We start from the raw sequence: 16,110 nt of genomic DNA, 5'->3' as shown, positions 1-16,110 counted from the left end.
AAAAAAAAACCGAGATTGTCGGATCTCGGTCTTGTTTAGTGCCTCACAAATTCCTTACAAAAATGGAAGCGGTATACTTGCTTTTGATTTTTCTAATAATTAAGGAGTCTAATAAAAAGGCTCCAGAAGATTAGAAACCAAACCCGTCGTAAGGCGGGTTTTCTATTTTTTTGTTACACAATTGTTACAAGTGTGGTACAAATGTAACACAAAAGTATTTGTACATGTCTAATTTGGATAAATTAGATATCAAATAAAAATCGCTTAAAATTGTTTATAACTCATCTTCTAAAATTAAAAGTCCTGCGTTTTACGATCGATGCAGCTTCAATCGCATATTTCTGTTCCTCATTAAAATCACCTGACCTGCAGAGGTAATTGACAATATTCATTACAGTGCAAAACTCAATAAGGTTTTTGCAGTGTAGCAAAGCCTGGCATATTTCCTTCACCGTATACATACCTATTTCTTTTCTTTATTAAAATAAACCAGGTAGTAATACATCTGGCGTTCTTCATCCCAACCTTTTTCAACGAACTTTTCAAAGCTTTCAGCATTGACAAAATCCATTTTAATGGCCACGTTTGTATCTAACTCAATCAGGCTCTTAAAATTGCGTACCGCAGGTTTAATCGCCTCGTTTACAATAGCGAAGCTGCTCAAATCTTCTATACCATACTTGGGGCCCTGCTCCACTTTATAATGATCAAACTCGGCCTGCATTCCCGGATCCTCCAGAACCTCGGTAAGAAACTCGTCCTGGTCATAGGTGTCGTGGGTGCCAAAATGATGGATGGCCTTATTCATAAACAGCAGCTCGTCGCGCTTATCCCCTGCAGGTCTGATCACCTCTTTAGCAAAATCCTGAAAGAACTTCAGGTATTTTTTGGTATACAGGTTGTCATTGAGGATCACATCTACACCTAGTACCTTTTCGGTCCAGTACTTTGTGTCGTACCGGTTTGTATCTATATTCAATATGCGGTAGCCTTCGTCCCCGTCCAGGTCTATAATGATGGCGCCTTTGTCTAGCTTGCTGAGACTGATCCCCTGCTGCAGCAGCATCTCCATCTGGCTTTCCTTTTTTTTAAACTGAAGAAAGTCGTGCTTCAGCTCTGATTTGAAAATTCCGATCGCATTGTACTTTGTGTTATCCAGGATCACACTACTAAGCCTGGCGATATACACTTCGCCCGGCTTCACGTGTGGATGATTACTCTGATCATACATATGCTTGCAGACCTTCAACGCCAACTGACTTAGAGGCACTTGCGCGTCAAAACATTTTTTTATACCTGGGTACAAGTCGTGATACTCCAGATCTACTTCGTGTACAAATTGAAACAGGGTTTCTTCTTTCTCCCGAAATAGCTTAAAAAAGAATTCTTTTACGAGGGGCGTGATCTCATCGCTTAGATACGTAGGATGATCATTCCAGAAAATGCCTTCCCCTCTGCACTTATTGCCTACCTGATGGATGTAGAGCTCCTCGATCTGAGTATTGTATAGATTGATTGCCATTAGTTTCAATTTTTGGTTAGTGAATTTGATTGAATTTCGATTTGCATTTCATTAAGCTCCCTTTTCAATCTCTCAATTTTTTGATTTGCTTTGATATAAAGTTCATTCTCAGATATTGGAAAAAGCTCATTCCATTCATCTTTGGCCATTTTCAGCTTTTTACTGTACTGAGTTATTTTAGCCTTTTTAGCTCTGATGCGAGCTTTTAATATTGTATTCTTTGATCTTGTTGCTGGTTCTGGTCCCCAGGCAGTGCGGATGTAATATCTGGGATATTTTATCTGTAGTAATGCTGCTCTGTATTTAAAATACCATTTCCAGCGGCTAAACTGCTCTAATGTGTAATCCCCCCAATAGAATCTTTCAACAAGCTTATGGCTGAATTGTGAAGTGTAAACTTTTATACTCCAGAAATAAGAATTGACTATCATTTTATAATTTTAGCGTTACGGTTGCGCTACCGTTACCGGTAACAGTTGATTAACGCGCTCTAATAAGCGATAAGCCCGGGCACGTTCTAAAGAGTGTTCTACTTTGCCGTTATAATGCATCAATGCATTTTGCAAAATGAATGCACTGTGTACCTCCAGATTTAGCAGACTCGTTGCCGGAACCCGGCGTACTTTTAGTCTACCGGCCAAAGTATAGGCAAGCTCCAAAGCAATGGACTTATAAATAAGTATTGCCGGTCCCGGTTCTGCCTGAGCAAAGAAATCTAAGTATTGATCGTACAATACACAGGCTTCATTGAGCGTGCTGAGATCATCTGGCTTTAGCTTATTGAGCACGATTTTGTTCATAATCTGACGATTTTAAAAGGTTGGCTACGGTCACCATTGCGGTAGAACTGCAGCTGCTGTATCTTACCCGCATATTTAGAATTCATCTGGACGCGTTCTACCATCTTAGCTGCTATGCGCTCCTCATCGTAGCGATTGAATTTGAGATAGCTATACCACACCGGATTGAATAATTTATCTGAAGAAGGTGATTTAAATTTCAGTTCGTCGTTGCCGTTCTTCAGCATCAGCATCATTCGTACTTTACTGCAGTTCTTGCAGGTAGACGAATTGGCCAAGCCGCACCGGCATCGTTTTATAGGTTTCATTTCGGTCATAAAATTTCGTAGGATATGTATATAAAGACTTCGTGAGGCGCTTTGAAATAAATCATCTGATAGCCTTCGTCCTCAGATTTGGTTTGAATAAACATTATACCACGCCTGGATAGCTCTGAAATCACAAGAGAAACTTTATCCGTTTTAACTTCAAGGTTCTGAAGTTCGAAGACGCCTCTCTCATTTTCAATCTCTGGTTTTACACGAGCCAGATGTTTTACAGAAAAATAACCTGAATATAACTCGAGAAAAACAACCTCATTCCCTAATTGTTTTTTACTATCTGCGGAACAAGTAAATATTCTACCATAGTTTTTTGGATTATTAGCCTCTATGCAACTGTGCATTACAACCTGGTCTCCCTTTTTAAATTTTGGTTCGTTCATAATTTTAGCGTTACGTTATTCTTCTTTTTGACTCAAAAGCTTCACTACTCGCTTTTGATATTTAGGTTGCTGAATGAGCATATCAAGCTCTATCAGTTCCTGATCACTGCAGGCTTCCAGAAATCGCTCTGGAGTTACCTCTAGCGTGAATACTTTTTGAATTTTTGGCATACTATATTTTTCGATCTGATTTTCTCATTAGAAGCGGAAAATAGATTTGACCCTCTTCTTCAAACGGCTTTCCAATTAAAGCGCGTAATGATCCCATACTGTCATCATAATTAAGAAGTGGACGGATTTTCTTAGCCAAATAACTAGATGAGAAATGAGCTGATTTCTTATCAGAATGCAATTTGATATGCAATGCTTCTGTAGCATCTGAAAAACTAAAATACCAGGACTCCGGGGATTCTTCATCCTGAAAAAATTCAACCTTTTTATCGATGAGATTGTGTTCTTCACAAGCTTTGGAGCTGAAATGAAATGATCCTTTTTTTGCAATGTTAATGCAGCTCACACCCTGGCGAGTGCTTTTTACGTTTTCTACTTTTTTGAGTTTCATGATTAAAATATTTAGCGTTACGTATTAATTTTCAAATTGTTGATCCCACTCCCGTTGAATGAGGTCGTTTATTTTCTCATTTACTTTGCGGTCCAGATTATGCTGGGCAAAATCATATACATCCTGCAGATCCAGCTTGCCTCGTAGCCAAAGCCGTATTTTCTCTTGAGCTTTTTTGACATCGGTTTTATGGCGAAGAGATTTATTCGCGTTGATCTTTCGGCGCTTGTAGGTATCTACACGCTCATCTTCCAGACGGAAATTTCTATAGGCAAACTCAAAACTGTTATGCTCACTTTGCGTACGTGCCGGATCAAAGTAGAGACTGGGGAAATGCGGGTACCACTCCGGATGATTTTTTGCATAAGCTTTTACCTCCTTCAGGACCTCGAGGCATTTACCCCAACGTTCAAAAATGTTAGGCTTGTTGAGACGATGCCCGTTAAAAGACTTGAATTTATCGGCAATCCACAGCTTGTAGGCATTCATCCAGCTGCCCGGATGCACTTCGTCGAGTTTTTCAAAAATCGAACTCGAGAATTTAAACAGATCCTGAATGGCCAGCTCTACAAAATCATCGGGATGCATCGCGCCGTAATAGGCTTCCTGCTGAAATACTTTTGGCTCCAGATGCCTGTATTTTATGTACTTCCCAGATGACAGGGCTTTGACAAAATAGGCGGGATCTATCAGCGAATTGGTAAGGACCGCACTCTGCGGATTCTTATCGACCGGTTTTTCATTTTCAACAACTGCTGTTGAATCGCCCCCTGATTTTCTTGAAAATTCAACAACTGCTGTTGAATTTTCTGCGGGCGGGTGCAAAAATTTTTTTTCAGGCGCAGCGCCTGGTGAATTTTTTTTCACTGTGGCCGCGCCACTTTTTTTGCCGGTATCAAAATTTTTCGCATCCTGCTTTATGGGTGACCTTGTAGAGCCTTGCGCAGCAAACTGCGTGGTTTCTGCGGTAGCAGAAACACCACTATAGCCTTCCGCAGGAATAATAGTGGTTTGCGCGCTAGCGGAAACTCCTTTATCCCTTATCTTATTCTTATTAACTACATGACCTCTACTAGATACATTATTATGCGGAACTTTCTTTGTTTGACTCTCCGTAAGCTGCTGATTTTCAGAAACGGTCTTTTTTTGTATTCCGTTGTCTGTAATGCTTAGAATTTGGGGGTTTATACGCACTTTAACGGCTCTGTGATCGCCTCTAAATTCGTAATGACTAAGCACCCCCGCTTCTTCTAAACGTTCGCGATGATGCCTTACAGTCTCAACTGAGACAGGTAGTACTTTGTACCCATCACGCTCGAGCTCTACAATCTTATTAGGATAAATCTCGGCTTTAGGTATTTCGGCCAGGTGTGCAATGCCCAGCTGCTTGCGTAAGCTTTGCCGTTTGAAAAGCTGCATGTTAAACTGGTGGAGGATCGCGATAAAAAACTTCTCGCTATCCTTTTTAACCGGCTGCTTTACATTCTTCTGACGCAGCTGTGGACCATTCTCTTTATTGTATTTCGCAACTGCAGTATTATAAGCTTCAGGATCCAGATGCGAATGCTCTTCTTTCCAGATCGCTTCTTTTACGCGTTGCTCTGTGGTTACTGTTGCCTGCTTCCGGTACCGGATCACCTCTTTGTTGAACTTCCGCACTTTTGCATTCTCCAGAGCAACCTTATGATTGTAATCCTTTACAAAGCGATTGTAGTTCCTGATGGTAACGGCAAAATCATTCTCTTTTCCTTTACTGGTGAGAATGGGATAAACAAATCTATTTGCTTCCGGTTCTGCCCCGATAGCTATCGGGGCCGGTGACTTCGACTCCTGAGGCTGCGCAAGATGCTTAAGCCCCATCCGGTTATTAATCAGATGTCCTAATGCTGTGGGTTGCGATTGTGCTTTACTCATAACTATCCTTTTATTATTTCTTCTGAATTTTCATACAAAGGCTTGCCGGTGAAGGGACAGAAGTTTGCATATATATTTAGCTCCTTATAGGACTTTGTAAATACCTCTTTGCCATTTTTTCCGCGTTTACTTCGGTATTTAATAGGAATCATTAAATGCCTACCATCTTTACTGCCGAGCCAAAAAACACCGGCATTAAATCCTGCTTCAGGATCACCAGTGCGTTCCCGGCATAATTTCTCAGCATCTTCTATTGCTTTCCAATTCTCAGGAATCTTGTTACCCTTTTCCATTACTTCTTCAGTTTAAATGCTTTCCCGTGTACGTTATCGTACCAGGTTATTTTCTTTTCGCGGCAGAGCTCGCGTATCGCTTCCTTTAGATCCTCTATAGGAACCTGAGTTTTAGTGGCCAGGTCGTTGAATAAAATACCGGTATGACCGCCGCTCTTTTCGTGCGCCTTGGTTATTTCAGTCAATGCGAAATACTTGTCTGTTTCTTTAGCTACCGGCATCACTCTCTTTTTTAATTCCAACCTCACAAGCGCTGCACAGATCTTCTTTAACCCAATGACAGGCTTCTCCATTTTTTTCTATGCACTTACTGCAGTCTTCATCTGTGCAGCCACAGGCTTTGCACTTAAAGCTCGAGGTCAAACGGGATCGAAAAGCTTCTACAATGTTGAAGTGATCCTCGTCAAAAAATATAGCCATCTTGTATGTATGCCTGAGGTTCACATTTTCAATCCGGGTACCAGGATAACAACCGAAGTTTTTGAAATAGTCTGCTGCAGTCATATCGAACACCTTGGGGAACGGATCCCCTAGATATTCCTGAAGCACATCTTTAACTGTTAGTGTTTCCATGTCAGTTTTGTTCTACGCTTGGGAAATCTTGTTTGTTCTCGAGACGATCTGCAGTCTCGCGCAACATCTTGATCATATCTGCCCGCTCAGAATCGCTTATATAATTCGCGATGCCGGGCTTGTTGTGCTGATAGGTGAGAATAGTAATTCCCCATCCTTCCGGAAGAACAGATTTGCACGCACTAATAAGTGTGCGCATCAGATCACCGGTTAATATTTCTTTAGATTTTCCCATAATTCTAGTCAATACATTCCCTGTCCGGCGCTCTGCCAGCTTCGTTCAGTTTGGGCAGTTCTTACCCTGTGCGGCAAAACCGCATTTTCTAAAATACAGACATTCAGTCCGTTATGTTTAGGCAATAAAAGCCCGGGGCACCTTGTGCCTATTTTTTTTTTGCAACGCGATCAGGGCTCGAACCTGAAACCTTCGGTTTTGGAGACCGACGCTCTACCAATTGAGCTATCACGCTATGCGGCGGGGCACATCCCCCGCCATTTTTGCCGGTCGCTATTCCCCGGCAGTCAGCCTAATCTTGTATAGGCACCTGTCGTGATCAAGGCAGGACTCGAACCTGCATTAGCATCGTCGCCGCGTTTTACCGGGCGCTGTCCTCGGATCGTGATTAATTCCTCCGCTAATCCATTTAATCTATGGTGCGTCTACCAGTTCCGCCACTTGATCATTAAAAAAACCCGCTCTCAGTACTTCCAACTAAGAAATCTCAAATCCATTCTATTTAACCTTGAGCGGGTTTAAAGCAATCTGCTTTAGGGTCTCTTAATTTGCCATAACAGCATTTACATTATTTTCAAACTGGATGCGGATCCCTGCACCTGATCTGTCAAGCTCCAGTTCGCAGTTCCACGCATCAGCTGTTCCCATCAACGCGTTTAGTTTAGTGCCGTCTAGCGTTTCTTCAGTATTAACCTTGGCACTATGAAGGATTCCGGTTTCATCGATTATAGGCTTGATTTTACATTCATCACCAAGTATCTCTTTAATCTGCTCGTTAAATCTTCGGGTTTGTAATTCTTTCATAATAAAGTGGTGTTAACCTCCGTGCATAATCTCGCTTACCAACTGCTCCCGGTTATCGGGGTGAAAAATCGCAGGCATCGAGTCGTACACTGAGGGTTTCTTTTTGGTTACTTTTTTAGGTTTGTGTGAATCCAGCTTACTCACTATTTGCAGAAAGGCCTGTTGCTCCTCTAGGGGAAGGGCTTTAAATAGCGGCAGAACTGTATGTGCGGTAAGCTGGCTCACTGGGGTTACTATCTAAGGGTGAAACGCAAATCTTTAAACCAGGAAAAAAGCTTCCGCTTTTCTGGCGTTACGGTTAAAAAATGTCTTGATGTGATTTTGCCCGGGCGAATGAAATGGATCTGATGGCCGGATAAATCGTATTTTCGATTGGTTTCTTTGAGCTCAAGAAAGTAATTTTCAAATCGCGTATCTTCTCGATCTGAAAAGGTTGCAGTAATATACCTGTCGCTTACCTCCAGTGCATTTTCAAATGCCGGACACTCCAGTAGGAACGTCATAAGGCTTTGATCATCTATAGGCTGCTCCGTATTCATATCGCGCGGCCTATTAATATGCGTTCTTCAAAAACTTTTACCATAAGTCCGATTTTTGTAGAAACTCCTGATTTTCCAAATAATTCTTTTTTATGCTTATTAAGCGTCTGCCTCTTAATGCCCAGTTCTATAGCTACGATCTCATCTTTATCCTCCTGAGAAAAAGAATCGATCATCCGGATCTCCCGGTTCTTTAATGGGATCCCGTTTATCGTGATCTCCTTAGAATCAAACTGCAGCGAAATACACTCCCGCTCGTGCCGGTAATTCTCTGCCGGCTGCAGCTTGCCATTTTTAATATCCGGCTGATTGTCTAAATCACCGTAACAATAGTACGTATAGAGCATTACTTGCCTTGTGACATCTAACTTTACGTGGCGGCCGTTGCGGTCTGTTATACGCTCCAGAAGCCTGCGGGCAGAAGCATCACACATATACGCATTCAATAGCATCATATAATGCCGGGGTGAAAGGTCTTCAAATGCGTGATCCTGCCCATTTTGCAGCCATCTTACTTCTTTAGTTTCGGGAATCCCGTAAAATTCAATGTCTTCACTTCCCGGTACCAAACCTGCAATTAGGTGTTGCGCGGGTGCTTGTAATAATGTACTTTTGTCATTCATGATATTTAATTTAAGCGTTACGTATTATGATCAAGCTCGGCCTCCACGCCGGGCTTTATTTTTTGGTACTATTTGCATAGCGTCATTTGGTTGACCGCTACGAGTAGCAGAAGACCAAAGCAAAACAGCAGCAGAATCACTTCTACACATCTCAATCTGCATTCTGCCGCCAACTGTTTTGCTATTTTTTGATCCAGGTTAGACATCTGCGAGAAATTTTTGCTTAGCATTCTTCTTCGCATCGATTTTTTGTTTGTAGTCAATAGCAGCTTCCAGAATGCCATTTTCGACAACATCGTGTCTGTCTCTTCCGTTAAAAATTCTTGAAATAAAAGTTTGGCTGTAAGGTTCCTCCTCCCGGTTGTGGATTTTCTTCTCTATAAAGTACTCGCGGATCTTAACAATATGCTTGTGACCGAAGACTTTTTTGAGCTTTTTACGTTCTTCATCTGTTATCATACAAAGCTTCTATTGCTCGCACACACATAGTTCTTTATATTTGTGCGGGGTTTTGTTTCTATTTACACTACAAACATAACTACTATTTTACGTAACCACAAACTATTTTACGTAATTATTTTAATTATGGCCAAAACTATCGAGCGTATTGATCAATTTAGACAGCATAAAGGCATAAGCCTAAACGCTTTTGATGCCAGTATAGGAAGGCCTTCAGGATACACCGGTAAGCAGATTAGAAGTAGCGGATCTGTTGGCTCTGATATTCTAGAGACTATTTTACGTACTTATGAGGAAATAAATCCTGGATGGTTGATTTCTGGAGAAGGTGAAATGCTGAAAAATGAATCTGATTTAGTTAAAGAAGAACAGGAACCCTATCCCAAACCAGAAATAAATCAGAGCACTGCTTTGATTAGAAAAGATATACAACAATTAAGTGAAGGGCTTGCTCAACCATTAGAACGTTTAAGTGATGGTGTCTTAAAGCTATTAATAGATCAGCAAAAAATACTTCGAGTTACTGAAGGCCTTAATATCAATCGGCTCAATAAAATAGGTGATAAGCTTGATCAACTTTTAAAAGAGCTATAGTATGAGGAAAATCTTTATAATTCTATTTTTTATAGCACTTTCCGGAACAGCACAAACTATAAAGCTCAATCCTGACACTAATATCTACGAAGTAGTTGTCATTGATTCTTTGACAAAACCGGTTCCTGATAGGATCTTAGAATTTAAAAAACAAATGGATCTGCTGAGTTATGCAGATATATCAAGTACAGACTCCAGTGTCTCTGGAGAGTCTTACTTCACTAAAAAAATAATGGGTAGTGCAATGGAAGTGCACTTTAATGCCATTGTACAATTCAAAGAAAATAAATATCGAATAACCCTAAACAAATTCTATGTAAATGACGTGCGTTATGGTCAGTACACCTTTGAAGATATGAAAAGTGGAAACCGTAAACGCTGGATAAAACTCGTAGACGAAAAAGCCCCTGAAATTATAGATCAATTAAAATTTGTAGACAACTGGTAAAACTAAATATATGGGGCAAGAAGATCAATCGTATCGTATTTATACAGCCAAAATGGAGGCTGATAAAGCTTTGAATTCTTTAAAAGGAATCTTACAAGGCATCAATATTGACAAAAAAGTAAATACTGCGGAATTACAAGAGTTAGATAAATGGTGTGAGAAACATCAAAATTTAATTAGAAAAGAACCATTTAAAGATTTTATGCACACTATTCGTATGGCTATACGTGGTGATGAAAATCCGGAAGAAGCAGTTCAAGATATGTTTTGGCTTTGTCAAAAATACGAGGATGACAACGTTTACTTTGATGCCCTTACCGCAGATCTACAAACCCTTCAAGGGGTTTGCCACGGCATACTCGCAGATGGTGAAATAAATACAAAAGAGATTAAACAGCTCGAGATTTGGCTTGATAACAATCAGCATCTTAGTAATTACTATCCCTATGATGAACTTAGAACCGTTTTACTGAAAATTCTTAAGGATGGCCTTGTTGATGATGAAGAACAAATATTACTGAAAGCATATTTCAAAGAATTCGTAAAGCTTAATAATACAGACCTAACGAAAAAAATTAACGAAGAAACTGAGAGTGTTTTAGTTAAAGGGCTTTGTGCTTACGACCCCGATATAAATTTTGATGGCACTCATTTCACATTGTCTGGTAACTTTAAAAGAGGAACCAAAAAAGAGGTCTCAAATCGTATTGAATCTCTAGGAGGTAAAATTGAAAAAAACGTAGTTCTTAAAACAAATTACTTGATTATAGGCGCAGATGCAAATGATTGTTGGGCTTTTGCTTGCTATGGTCGAAAAGTAGAAAAAGCTTTAAATCTTAGAAAAAAAGGTCAAGAACTTACAATTATTAATGAGTTGGATTTCTGGGACATTGCAGACGATTTAAATTAACCCTTCCAGTTGCGTTCAAAATCGGCTTCAATTTGCTTTTGTTCTTCTGGTGTGTAAGAATCTTTCACTTTTAAATACTCGAGAAATAAACGCAAGCTATCGCCCTGCTCTGACTGTGAGCTCATTAAGTTGGTTAGGTAATCAGGGGGCGGGTAGTTACAATATACTAGTAGAAAAATTATTAAAAAAAGATGTTTTTTCAACACCTGTAACCGTACCTGTTTTGAAGTAAAAAGGAATAAATAAAAATGAAAATTAACTTAAAAGCAAGGGCTTAAGGTATTTGGAGAATGGATTTTCAAACTTAAAATCCAATGAACATTAGTTCGTACGGGTTCAAGTCCCGTCCCGAGTACTTAAACCCTTATAATCCTAGTGATTGTAAGGGTTTTTTAGTTAAAAACCTAAAACTTTTTAAACCTTAAAATGATTTTGCCGTTTTACTTCTGTATCTTTGCAAATGCTTTTTTTAATGTACTCTACTAATTAATAGTTTCGCTAAAAATACACCCCCTACAAAAGATGTAAAATTTATGTTCACCTTGACTATAAGGGCATACATTTTGCATTATTATTAAAAATGATTTTTAAATTGATTGTTTTAGACATTCAAGAGAATCTTTATGATATTTAACTTTGTAGTAATTGCCCCTGTGCCTTGATTTCAATACATGATTTTATCTAAATTTTTTAAAAACACAAACAACCTAGACAAAGACTTAGAACGTAACTTACTTTTTTCTCCTAACTATTTAATTAGGGAACAAAAATCTGGAGAAAACAGACAATTCGTTTTAGGCGGTCATTCCATAATCACCATTGAGCAAATTAATGGTAGCCACAAAGGCTTATACTTTGACCGAACAAGAACTTCTAAGTCCAACAAACTAGATCTCGATCCTAAAAAACAGTTACACTTAGGCTTTCAAACACTTGACGACACCAACTATTTGATATTAGGAACTCGTCAAAAACTTACGGAAGTAAAAGCTGGTGATACATTAAATATCACTTTTAAAAATGAGCAGAAGGTTACTCTTACTCTCGAAGCCGGATCAAAATTATCTGTAAAAAATAAGAATTACTCTTGTAATTTACGCACAAAACTATCCAAAGAAGAGCTTCAACTTTTCAAAACCAGACTAATTCAGTCCTATAAATTTATTTCTAAATCGATAGATTCTGATTTAAATGAAGATTTTGATAAAGAGTTTAGTCGCAAGTTTAGAGAAGTAGCACAATCTTATGTTTTTTGTTTAGATAGTTATTATTAAAATTACGAAGTCGTATCAACACTTAATTACCAAAAAGGACTTCTTCAAGAGGTCCTTTTTGGTTTTTAATGAGTAAATTCTGCCTTAAAATTTTTAAAATGCTAAAACGATTTTCCCTAATCTTAGCAGCCTCACTCAGTTTATATGGCTGCAAAACTCAAAAAAACACATTATCTCAAAACTCTGAAAAAAGCAGCTTAAAAAAATCAAAGTTTAAATCTTATCATGAAATCATAACTGATGATGCAGAAAGGGACCCTGGTCTTTTTACAACACACCGTATAAACGATAAATTATATTTTGAAATTCCCGATTCGCTCTTAGGAAAAGATATGCTACTAGTAAGCCGTATCGCCAAAGTACCTGCCGGCTATGGTGGAGGCTATGTAAACGCAGGATCAAAAGTCAACGAACAAGTAGTCCGTTGGGTGAGACGCAGTGATAAAATTGATGTTAAAGTAATCAGTTTTGAAAATCAAAGCGATGAAGAAAGCCCTATTCACAAGTCTGTAGAAGCTAACAACTTCCATCCTATTCTTTTCAGCGCAGAAATCAAGACCTTTAGCAAAGATTCTACAGCGGCTGTGATAGATGCCACTGATTTATTCACTCAGGATATTGCAGCTATAAATGCGGTATCTCCTCGTTTAAGAAAAGAGTACAAGGTTAAAAGACTTGACGGAAGCAGAAGCTATATAGAATCTGCTGACGCGTACCCACAAAACGTAGAGATCAAGCATGTAATGACCTACGATGCCGAAGAACCACCAGAAAGAGACCAGGCCAGCACGCTTACTTTTCTTATGAATCAGTCAATGGTTTTATTACCTGAAGACAAGATGCAACCCCGCATAGCAGATCCACGTGTTGGTTGGTTTACTATTAAAAAATACGATTATGATTCTGAAGCTTTAAAATCTGATGATTATCGAATACTTCGCCGTTGGAGATTAGAGCCTAAAGACATGGAAGCGTATAAACGCGGCGAACTCGTAGAACCTGTTAAACCAATTATTTATTATTTAGACCCTGCAACTCCTCTAAAATGGCGCCCATACTTTAAACAAGGTATTGAAGATTGGAATAAAGCCTTTGAAGGTGCCGGTTTTAAAAATGCAATTATCGCTAAAGACCCACCAACTAAAGAAGAGGACCCTGAATTTAGTCCAGAAGATGTAAGATACTCTGTAATCAGATATGTTGCCAGCACTACCCGTAATGCTGTTGGCCCTTCAGTTTCTGATCCGCGAACGGGTGAGATTTTAGAGTCTGATGTGATTTGGTATCACAACCACCTGCGTTCTTACCGAAACCGATTTATGATTGAAGCCGGAGCACAAAACCCTGCTGCCCGCACACTAGAAACTCCTGAAGAAGAAATCGGCGAAATGATGCGTATGGTTATTGCTCACGAAGTGGGCCACGCGATAGGCTTACCACACAATATGAAAGCCAGTTCGGCTTATCCTACAGACTCGCTACGTGTAGCTTCTTTTACTCAGAAATATGGCCTTACCCCTTCTATTATGGATTATGCTCGCGTTAACTACGTAGCTCAGCCAGAAGACAAAGGTGTTCGCTACATTCGTATGATGGGACCATATGACATGTATGCAGTAAACTGGGGCTACCGCTACTTACCGGAAGCTAACAACTCAGAAGCTGAGAAGAAAACCTTAGATAAATGGATCTTAGAAAAAGCCGGAAACCCCTGGTATGAGTTTGGGAGCTCTAGAGGTATAGACCCGCATTCTCAAACCGAAAGCTTAGGTGACGACAATATCAAAGCAAGCACATACGGATTAGCTAACCTTAAAAGGGTTGTTCCTAATTTGATTGACTGGACCACAAAAGAGGGTTATGACTATGATGATTTGCAAGAAGTTTATCGCGAACTCAATTATTTATGGAGAGGTTATGTAAATCACGTAATCACTAATGTTGGTGGAGTTTATGAAACCATCAAAACAGCAGATCAAGACGGTACTGTTTACGAACCGGTTCCTGCGGAAATTCAGAAGGAAGCAGTTGACTTTTTAAATGAAAATGCATTCAACACCCCAGAATGGCTCTTAAACACCGAGATTTTAAATCGTATTGAAGCTAGCGGAGCTATTAATCAGATTAGAAGCATTCAGACTTATGCACTCAATCGCCTGTTAGATGACTCACGCATCAGCAGAATGATTGAAAATGTCCAAACTAATGGCGCTGAGGCTTATTCCCCGGTAGCGCTAATAAACGATTTAAGAACCGGTATTTTTAGTGAATTATACCGTAGTCAGAAAACCGATGCGTATCGCAGAAACCTGCAACGCACCTATGTTGATATCGCAACAAAATATCTCAAGAATCTGGAAGCAGGAGAAAATCAAAATGTTTTGATTTCTGATATTTTACCGCTTATGCGTGGTGAATTGAGCCGCCTGCGCCGGGATATCAATGCACGCAAAAATAATACTTCAGACACATTAACGCGTTATCACTATTCAGATTTAATTGCTCGTATTGACATTGCTTTTAAAACCGAATAAATAATCTCAAAAGCATTTTAAACTCAATTATCGAGTGAAAAATATTCTTTGATTAACGCTTCTTCTTAACAGAAGGAGCGTTATTATTTTAACAGAAAAATTCTTAATCCAGCTGTTAATTTCACCTAAAACAGGTTAAAGCCTGTTAATTACAACTACCGAAAACATATCTGCAATAACTTGAAGGTAGTTTCAATACTAATTGAGACTCCAAAAAAATTACAACTATGAGTTATTCAGAAAAAATGGGCGAAAAGCTCAACGATTTATTAAAGAAAAATTATGATGCAGAAGCAGGTTATAAAAATGCTGCTGAAAAAGTAGCCAATACTTCTCTTAAAAATTACTTGCAAAGTCGTGCACAAGATCGTTATGATTTTGGTCACGAATTAAAAACGGAATTAAAAACATTCGGTCAGGATCCTGAAAAAGGAACGAGTCTTGCCGGCGATGCACATCGGTTGTGGATGGATTTAAAAACGACGCTTTCTTCAGATAAGGACGAGGCAGTTTTAGAAGAGACCATTAGAGGAGAAAATGCTGCTTTAGAAGAGTATGAAGACATTTTAAATGACAGCACTCTACCGGCCTCAACAAAAGCCATTATTAGCAAACAGCGCAACAGTCTTAAAAGCGCCTTGGAAGATGCTAAAGAATTAGAAGTATTAGCCTAAACTTGGATTTTTTATTTAATTCAAAAGGCACTGTTAAAGTAAGTCTAGCAACGTTAAACACTCTTAATTAATTTGTTATCAGACACTTTAACCCTTATATTAATAATGGACGTTAACGAAACATCCGTCTTACTAACCAAAAATTGTTTCGATAATTAAAAAGAAGATAGAAGATGACGTATAGTGAAAAGATTTCGAACAAGTTAAATGAATTATTAACCAAAAATTACGATGCTGAAGCCGGTTATAAACTCGCTTCTGAAAACGTAAAAAATAATAAGCTGAAAGAATATTTTAATCGCAGAGCCAAAGAACGTTATGATTTTGGACATCAGATTAAAAATGAAATCAAAGTATATGGCGAGACTCCAGACAAAGGAACAAGCCTTGCAGGAGATGCTCACAGGCTTTGGATGAATGTAAAATCAACAGTATTTAATGATAATGAAGAAGCGATTTTAGAAGAAACCATTCGTGGAGAGAAAAATGCCATCGAAGAATACAACAACATTCTCAAAGAGCCTAACATCCCGCCAACGACTGAGTCTATTCTAATAGTTCAACGGGATAACATTAAAAGTGCTTTAGAAGAAGTAAAAGCATTTGAAATTATGGCATAAAAACCATAATTATTTGAATTAGCCGACAC

Annotated in this window: 24 protein-coding genes and 2 tRNA genes; 7 read left to right on the top strand and 19 right to left on the bottom strand. The window is 39.0% G+C overall.

All coding sequences use genetic code 11. From position 1 onward, the window contains the following. Positions 1 to 463 precede the first annotated feature (463 nt). The 18 genes from BUB91_RS06925 to BUB91_RS06845 all read right to left on the bottom strand — a co-directional run bounded on the left by BUB91_RS06925 (position 464) and on the right by BUB91_RS06845 (position 9,027). The gene (locus tag BUB91_RS06925; RefSeq protein WP_073098504.1) at positions 464 to 1,522 is read right to left on the bottom strand and encodes a nucleoid-associated protein; all 1,059 of its coding nucleotides are present in this window, start codon (positions 1,520 to 1,522) and stop codon (positions 464 to 466) included. A 5-nt stretch (positions 1,523 to 1,527) separates the two neighbouring features. Further along, positions 1,528 to 1,953, bottom strand: a complete 426-nt coding sequence (locus BUB91_RS06920; RefSeq protein WP_073098503.1) for a hypothetical protein — start codon at positions 1,951 to 1,953, stop codon at positions 1,528 to 1,530. A gap of 15 nt (positions 1,954 to 1,968) precedes the next feature. Beyond that, the gene (locus tag BUB91_RS06915) at positions 1,969 to 2,322 is read right to left on the bottom strand and encodes a hypothetical protein (protein ID WP_073098502.1); all 354 of its coding nucleotides are present in this window, start codon (positions 2,320 to 2,322) and stop codon (positions 1,969 to 1,971) included. Next, positions 2,319 to 2,549, bottom strand: coding sequence for a hypothetical protein (locus tag BUB91_RS06910; protein ID WP_128759319.1), 231 nt, complete (start codon positions 2,547 to 2,549; stop codon positions 2,319 to 2,321). The genes BUB91_RS06915 and BUB91_RS06910 overlap by 4 nt, the downstream gene beginning before the upstream one ends. Positions 2,550 to 2,635: 86 nt before the next feature. Continuing rightward, complete coding sequence (locus BUB91_RS06905; protein WP_073098500.1) at positions 2,636 to 3,025, bottom strand: hypothetical protein; 390 nt, start codon at positions 3,023 to 3,025, stop codon at positions 2,636 to 2,638. 15 nt (positions 3,026 to 3,040) lie between these two features. After that, on the bottom strand, positions 3,041 to 3,196 hold the full coding sequence (locus tag BUB91_RS20965) for a hypothetical protein (RefSeq protein WP_164917834.1): 156 nt from the start codon (positions 3,194 to 3,196) through the stop codon (positions 3,041 to 3,043). A gap of 1 nt (position 3,197) precedes the next feature. After that, positions 3,198 to 3,587, bottom strand: coding sequence for a hypothetical protein (locus BUB91_RS06900; protein ID WP_073098499.1), 390 nt, complete (start codon positions 3,585 to 3,587; stop codon positions 3,198 to 3,200). A 24-nt stretch (positions 3,588 to 3,611) separates the two neighbouring features. Further along, positions 3,612 to 5,501 carry a hypothetical protein gene (locus tag BUB91_RS06895; protein ID WP_073098498.1) on the bottom strand — a complete coding sequence of 630 codons (1,890 nt, stop codon included), beginning with the start codon at positions 5,499 to 5,501 and terminating at the stop codon, positions 3,612 to 3,614. Between the two features lie 2 nt (positions 5,502 to 5,503). Next, positions 5,504 to 5,794 (bottom strand): hypothetical protein, encoded by a 291-nt coding sequence (locus BUB91_RS06890; RefSeq protein WP_073098497.1) that lies wholly within the window; start codon positions 5,792 to 5,794, stop codon positions 5,504 to 5,506. Next, the gene (locus tag BUB91_RS06885; RefSeq protein WP_073098496.1) at positions 5,794 to 6,015 is read right to left on the bottom strand and encodes a hypothetical protein; all 222 of its coding nucleotides are present in this window, start codon (positions 6,013 to 6,015) and stop codon (positions 5,794 to 5,796) included. The genes BUB91_RS06890 and BUB91_RS06885 overlap by 1 nt, the downstream gene beginning before the upstream one ends. Then, positions 6,002 to 6,367, bottom strand: a complete 366-nt coding sequence (locus BUB91_RS06880; RefSeq protein ID WP_073098495.1) for a hypothetical protein — start codon at positions 6,365 to 6,367, stop codon at positions 6,002 to 6,004. The genes BUB91_RS06885 and BUB91_RS06880 overlap by 14 nt, the downstream gene beginning before the upstream one ends. A gap of 1 nt (position 6,368) precedes the next feature. Further along, positions 6,369 to 6,602 carry a hypothetical protein gene (locus BUB91_RS06875; protein ID WP_073098494.1) on the bottom strand — a complete coding sequence of 78 codons (234 nt, stop codon included), beginning with the start codon at positions 6,600 to 6,602 and terminating at the stop codon, positions 6,369 to 6,371. Between the two features lie 162 nt (positions 6,603 to 6,764). After that, positions 6,765 to 6,837 (bottom strand) — tRNA-Trp (locus BUB91_RS06870). An 81-nt stretch (positions 6,838 to 6,918) separates the two neighbouring features. Beyond that, positions 6,919 to 7,049 (bottom strand) — tRNA-OTHER (locus tag BUB91_RS20960). Between the two features lie 96 nt (positions 7,050 to 7,145). Further along, positions 7,146 to 7,406 carry a hypothetical protein gene (locus BUB91_RS06865; RefSeq protein WP_073098493.1) on the bottom strand — a complete coding sequence of 87 codons (261 nt, stop codon included), beginning with the start codon at positions 7,404 to 7,406 and terminating at the stop codon, positions 7,146 to 7,148. Between the two features lie 233 nt (positions 7,407 to 7,639). Further along, the gene (locus BUB91_RS06855; RefSeq protein ID WP_073098491.1) at positions 7,640 to 7,945 is read right to left on the bottom strand and encodes a hypothetical protein; all 306 of its coding nucleotides are present in this window, start codon (positions 7,943 to 7,945) and stop codon (positions 7,640 to 7,642) included. Next, positions 7,942 to 8,568: a hypothetical protein gene (locus BUB91_RS06850; RefSeq protein WP_073098490.1), complete on the bottom strand. Its 627-nt coding sequence runs from the start codon at positions 8,566 to 8,568 to the stop codon at positions 7,942 to 7,944. Before BUB91_RS06850 ends, BUB91_RS06855 begins: the two co-directional genes overlap by 4 nt. Before the next feature lie 198 nt (positions 8,569 to 8,766). Then, complete coding sequence (locus tag BUB91_RS06845; RefSeq protein ID WP_073098489.1) at positions 8,767 to 9,027, bottom strand: hypothetical protein; 261 nt, start codon at positions 9,025 to 9,027, stop codon at positions 8,767 to 8,769. Positions 9,028 to 9,153: 126 nt separating this feature from the next. On the opposite strand from BUB91_RS06845, the gene BUB91_RS06840 reads away from it, so the two are divergent. From BUB91_RS06840 to BUB91_RS06830, 3 genes are read left to right on the top strand one after another with little or no spacing between them, the layout of a single operon-like run. Further along, a complete protein-coding gene (locus BUB91_RS06840) occupies positions 9,154 to 9,621 on the top strand; it encodes a hypothetical protein (protein ID WP_073098488.1) in 468 nt (155 codons plus the stop codon). A gap of 1 nt (position 9,622) precedes the next feature. After that, a complete protein-coding gene (locus BUB91_RS06835) occupies positions 9,623 to 10,069 on the top strand; it encodes a hypothetical protein (protein ID WP_073098487.1) in 447 nt (148 codons plus the stop codon). A 10-nt stretch (positions 10,070 to 10,079) separates the two neighbouring features. After that, positions 10,080 to 10,979, top strand: coding sequence for a BRCT domain-containing protein (locus tag BUB91_RS06830; RefSeq protein ID WP_073098486.1), 900 nt, complete (start codon positions 10,080 to 10,082; stop codon positions 10,977 to 10,979). Here the strand turns inward: BUB91_RS06830 and BUB91_RS21465 are convergent. Then, on the bottom strand, positions 10,976 to 11,104 hold the full coding sequence (locus tag BUB91_RS21465; protein WP_262490536.1) for a hypothetical protein: 129 nt from the start codon (positions 11,102 to 11,104) through the stop codon (positions 10,976 to 10,978). The two genes, BUB91_RS06830 and BUB91_RS21465, sit on opposite strands and share 4 nt — an antisense overlap. 546 nt (positions 11,105 to 11,650) lie before the next feature. Between BUB91_RS21465 and BUB91_RS06825 the strand changes: the two genes are divergently transcribed. The 4 genes from BUB91_RS06825 (at position 11,651) to BUB91_RS06810 (ending at position 16,081) form a co-directional block, all read left to right on the top strand. Further along, positions 11,651 to 12,253 carry a hypothetical protein gene (locus tag BUB91_RS06825; protein ID WP_073098485.1) on the top strand — a complete coding sequence of 201 codons (603 nt, stop codon included), beginning with the start codon at positions 11,651 to 11,653 and terminating at the stop codon, positions 12,251 to 12,253. Between the two features lie 98 nt (positions 12,254 to 12,351). Continuing rightward, entirely contained in the window at positions 12,352 to 14,787 is a 2,436-nt protein-coding gene (locus tag BUB91_RS06820; RefSeq protein ID WP_073098484.1) for a zinc-dependent metalloprotease, read from the top strand. A gap of 227 nt (positions 14,788 to 15,014) precedes the next feature. Then, complete coding sequence (locus tag BUB91_RS06815) at positions 15,015 to 15,461, top strand: ferritin-like domain-containing protein (RefSeq protein WP_073098483.1); 447 nt, start codon at positions 15,015 to 15,017, stop codon at positions 15,459 to 15,461. A gap of 173 nt (positions 15,462 to 15,634) precedes the next feature. Continuing rightward, positions 15,635 to 16,081, top strand: a complete 447-nt coding sequence (locus BUB91_RS06810) for a ferritin-like domain-containing protein (protein WP_073098482.1) — start codon at positions 15,635 to 15,637, stop codon at positions 16,079 to 16,081. Positions 16,082 to 16,110 lie beyond the last annotated feature (29 nt).

It is taken from the genome of Leeuwenhoekiella marinoflava DSM 3653 (genome assembly GCF_900129005.1).
Taxonomy (GTDB): Bacteria; Bacteroidota; Bacteroidia; order Flavobacteriales; family Flavobacteriaceae; genus Leeuwenhoekiella; species Leeuwenhoekiella marinoflava.
Note: the sequence above shows the minus strand (reverse complement) of the source record. Positions and strands in the feature narration are given on the sequence as shown.

What these genes read in the sequence shown, in the direction of transcription:
- BUB91_RS06880 (WP_073098495.1), bottom strand. Translation starts at nt 6,367, where the DNA reads ATGGAAACACTAACAGTTAAAGATGTGCTTCAGGAATATCTAGGGGAT.
- BUB91_RS06925 (WP_073098504.1), bottom strand. Translation starts at nt 1,522, where the DNA reads ATGGCAATCAATCTATACAATACTCAGATCGAGGAGCTCTACATCCAT.
- BUB91_RS06820 (WP_073098484.1), top strand. Translation starts at nt 12,352, where the DNA reads ATGCTAAAACGATTTTCCCTAATCTTAGCAGCCTCACTCAGTTTATAT.
- BUB91_RS20965 (WP_164917834.1), bottom strand. Translation starts at nt 3,196, where the DNA reads ATGCCAAAAATTCAAAAAGTATTCACGCTAGAGGTAACTCCAGAGCGA.
- BUB91_RS06910 (WP_128759319.1), bottom strand. Translation starts at nt 2,549, where the DNA reads ATGCTGAAGAACGGCAACGACGAACTGAAATTTAAATCACCTTCTTCA.
- BUB91_RS06810 (WP_073098482.1), top strand. Translation starts at nt 15,635, where the DNA reads ATGACGTATAGTGAAAAGATTTCGAACAAGTTAAATGAATTATTAACC.
- BUB91_RS06885 (WP_073098496.1), bottom strand. Translation starts at nt 6,015, where the DNA reads ATGCCGGTAGCTAAAGAAACAGACAAGTATTTCGCATTGACTGAAATA.
- BUB91_RS06895 (WP_073098498.1), bottom strand. Translation starts at nt 5,501, where the DNA reads ATGAGTAAAGCACAATCGCAACCCACAGCATTAGGACATCTGATTAAT.
- BUB91_RS06875 (WP_073098494.1), bottom strand. Translation starts at nt 6,602, where the DNA reads ATGGGAAAATCTAAAGAAATATTAACCGGTGATCTGATGCGCACACTT.
- BUB91_RS06850 (WP_073098490.1), bottom strand. Translation starts at nt 8,568, where the DNA reads ATGAATGACAAAAGTACATTATTACAAGCACCCGCGCAACACCTAATT.
- BUB91_RS06815 (WP_073098483.1), top strand. Translation starts at nt 15,015, where the DNA reads ATGAGTTATTCAGAAAAAATGGGCGAAAAGCTCAACGATTTATTAAAG.
- BUB91_RS06845 (WP_073098489.1), bottom strand. Translation starts at nt 9,027, where the DNA reads ATGATAACAGATGAAGAACGTAAAAAGCTCAAAAAAGTCTTCGGTCAC.
- BUB91_RS06920 (WP_073098503.1), bottom strand. Translation starts at nt 1,953, where the DNA reads ATGATAGTCAATTCTTATTTCTGGAGTATAAAAGTTTACACTTCACAA.
- BUB91_RS21465 (WP_262490536.1), bottom strand. Translation starts at nt 11,104, where the DNA reads ATGAGCTCACAGTCAGAGCAGGGCGATAGCTTGCGTTTATTTCTCGAG.
- BUB91_RS06865 (WP_073098493.1), bottom strand. Translation starts at nt 7,406, where the DNA reads ATGAAAGAATTACAAACCCGAAGATTTAACGAGCAGATTAAAGAGATA.
- BUB91_RS06890 (WP_073098497.1), bottom strand. Translation starts at nt 5,794, where the DNA reads ATGGAAAAGGGTAACAAGATTCCTGAGAATTGGAAAGCAATAGAAGAT.
- BUB91_RS06840 (WP_073098488.1), top strand. Translation starts at nt 9,154, where the DNA reads ATGGCCAAAACTATCGAGCGTATTGATCAATTTAGACAGCATAAAGGC.
- BUB91_RS06915 (WP_073098502.1), bottom strand. Translation starts at nt 2,322, where the DNA reads ATGAACAAAATCGTGCTCAATAAGCTAAAGCCAGATGATCTCAGCACG.
- BUB91_RS06855 (WP_073098491.1), bottom strand. Translation starts at nt 7,945, where the DNA reads ATGAATACGGAGCAGCCTATAGATGATCAAAGCCTTATGACGTTCCTA.
- BUB91_RS06900 (WP_073098499.1), bottom strand. Translation starts at nt 3,587, where the DNA reads ATGAAACTCAAAAAAGTAGAAAACGTAAAAAGCACTCGCCAGGGTGTG.
- BUB91_RS06905 (WP_073098500.1), bottom strand. Translation starts at nt 3,025, where the DNA reads ATGAACGAACCAAAATTTAAAAAGGGAGACCAGGTTGTAATGCACAGT.
- BUB91_RS06835 (WP_073098487.1), top strand. Translation starts at nt 9,623, where the DNA reads ATGAGGAAAATCTTTATAATTCTATTTTTTATAGCACTTTCCGGAACA.
- BUB91_RS06825 (WP_073098485.1), top strand. Translation starts at nt 11,651, where the DNA reads ATGATTTTATCTAAATTTTTTAAAAACACAAACAACCTAGACAAAGAC.
- BUB91_RS06830 (WP_073098486.1), top strand. Translation starts at nt 10,080, where the DNA reads ATGGGGCAAGAAGATCAATCGTATCGTATTTATACAGCCAAAATGGAG.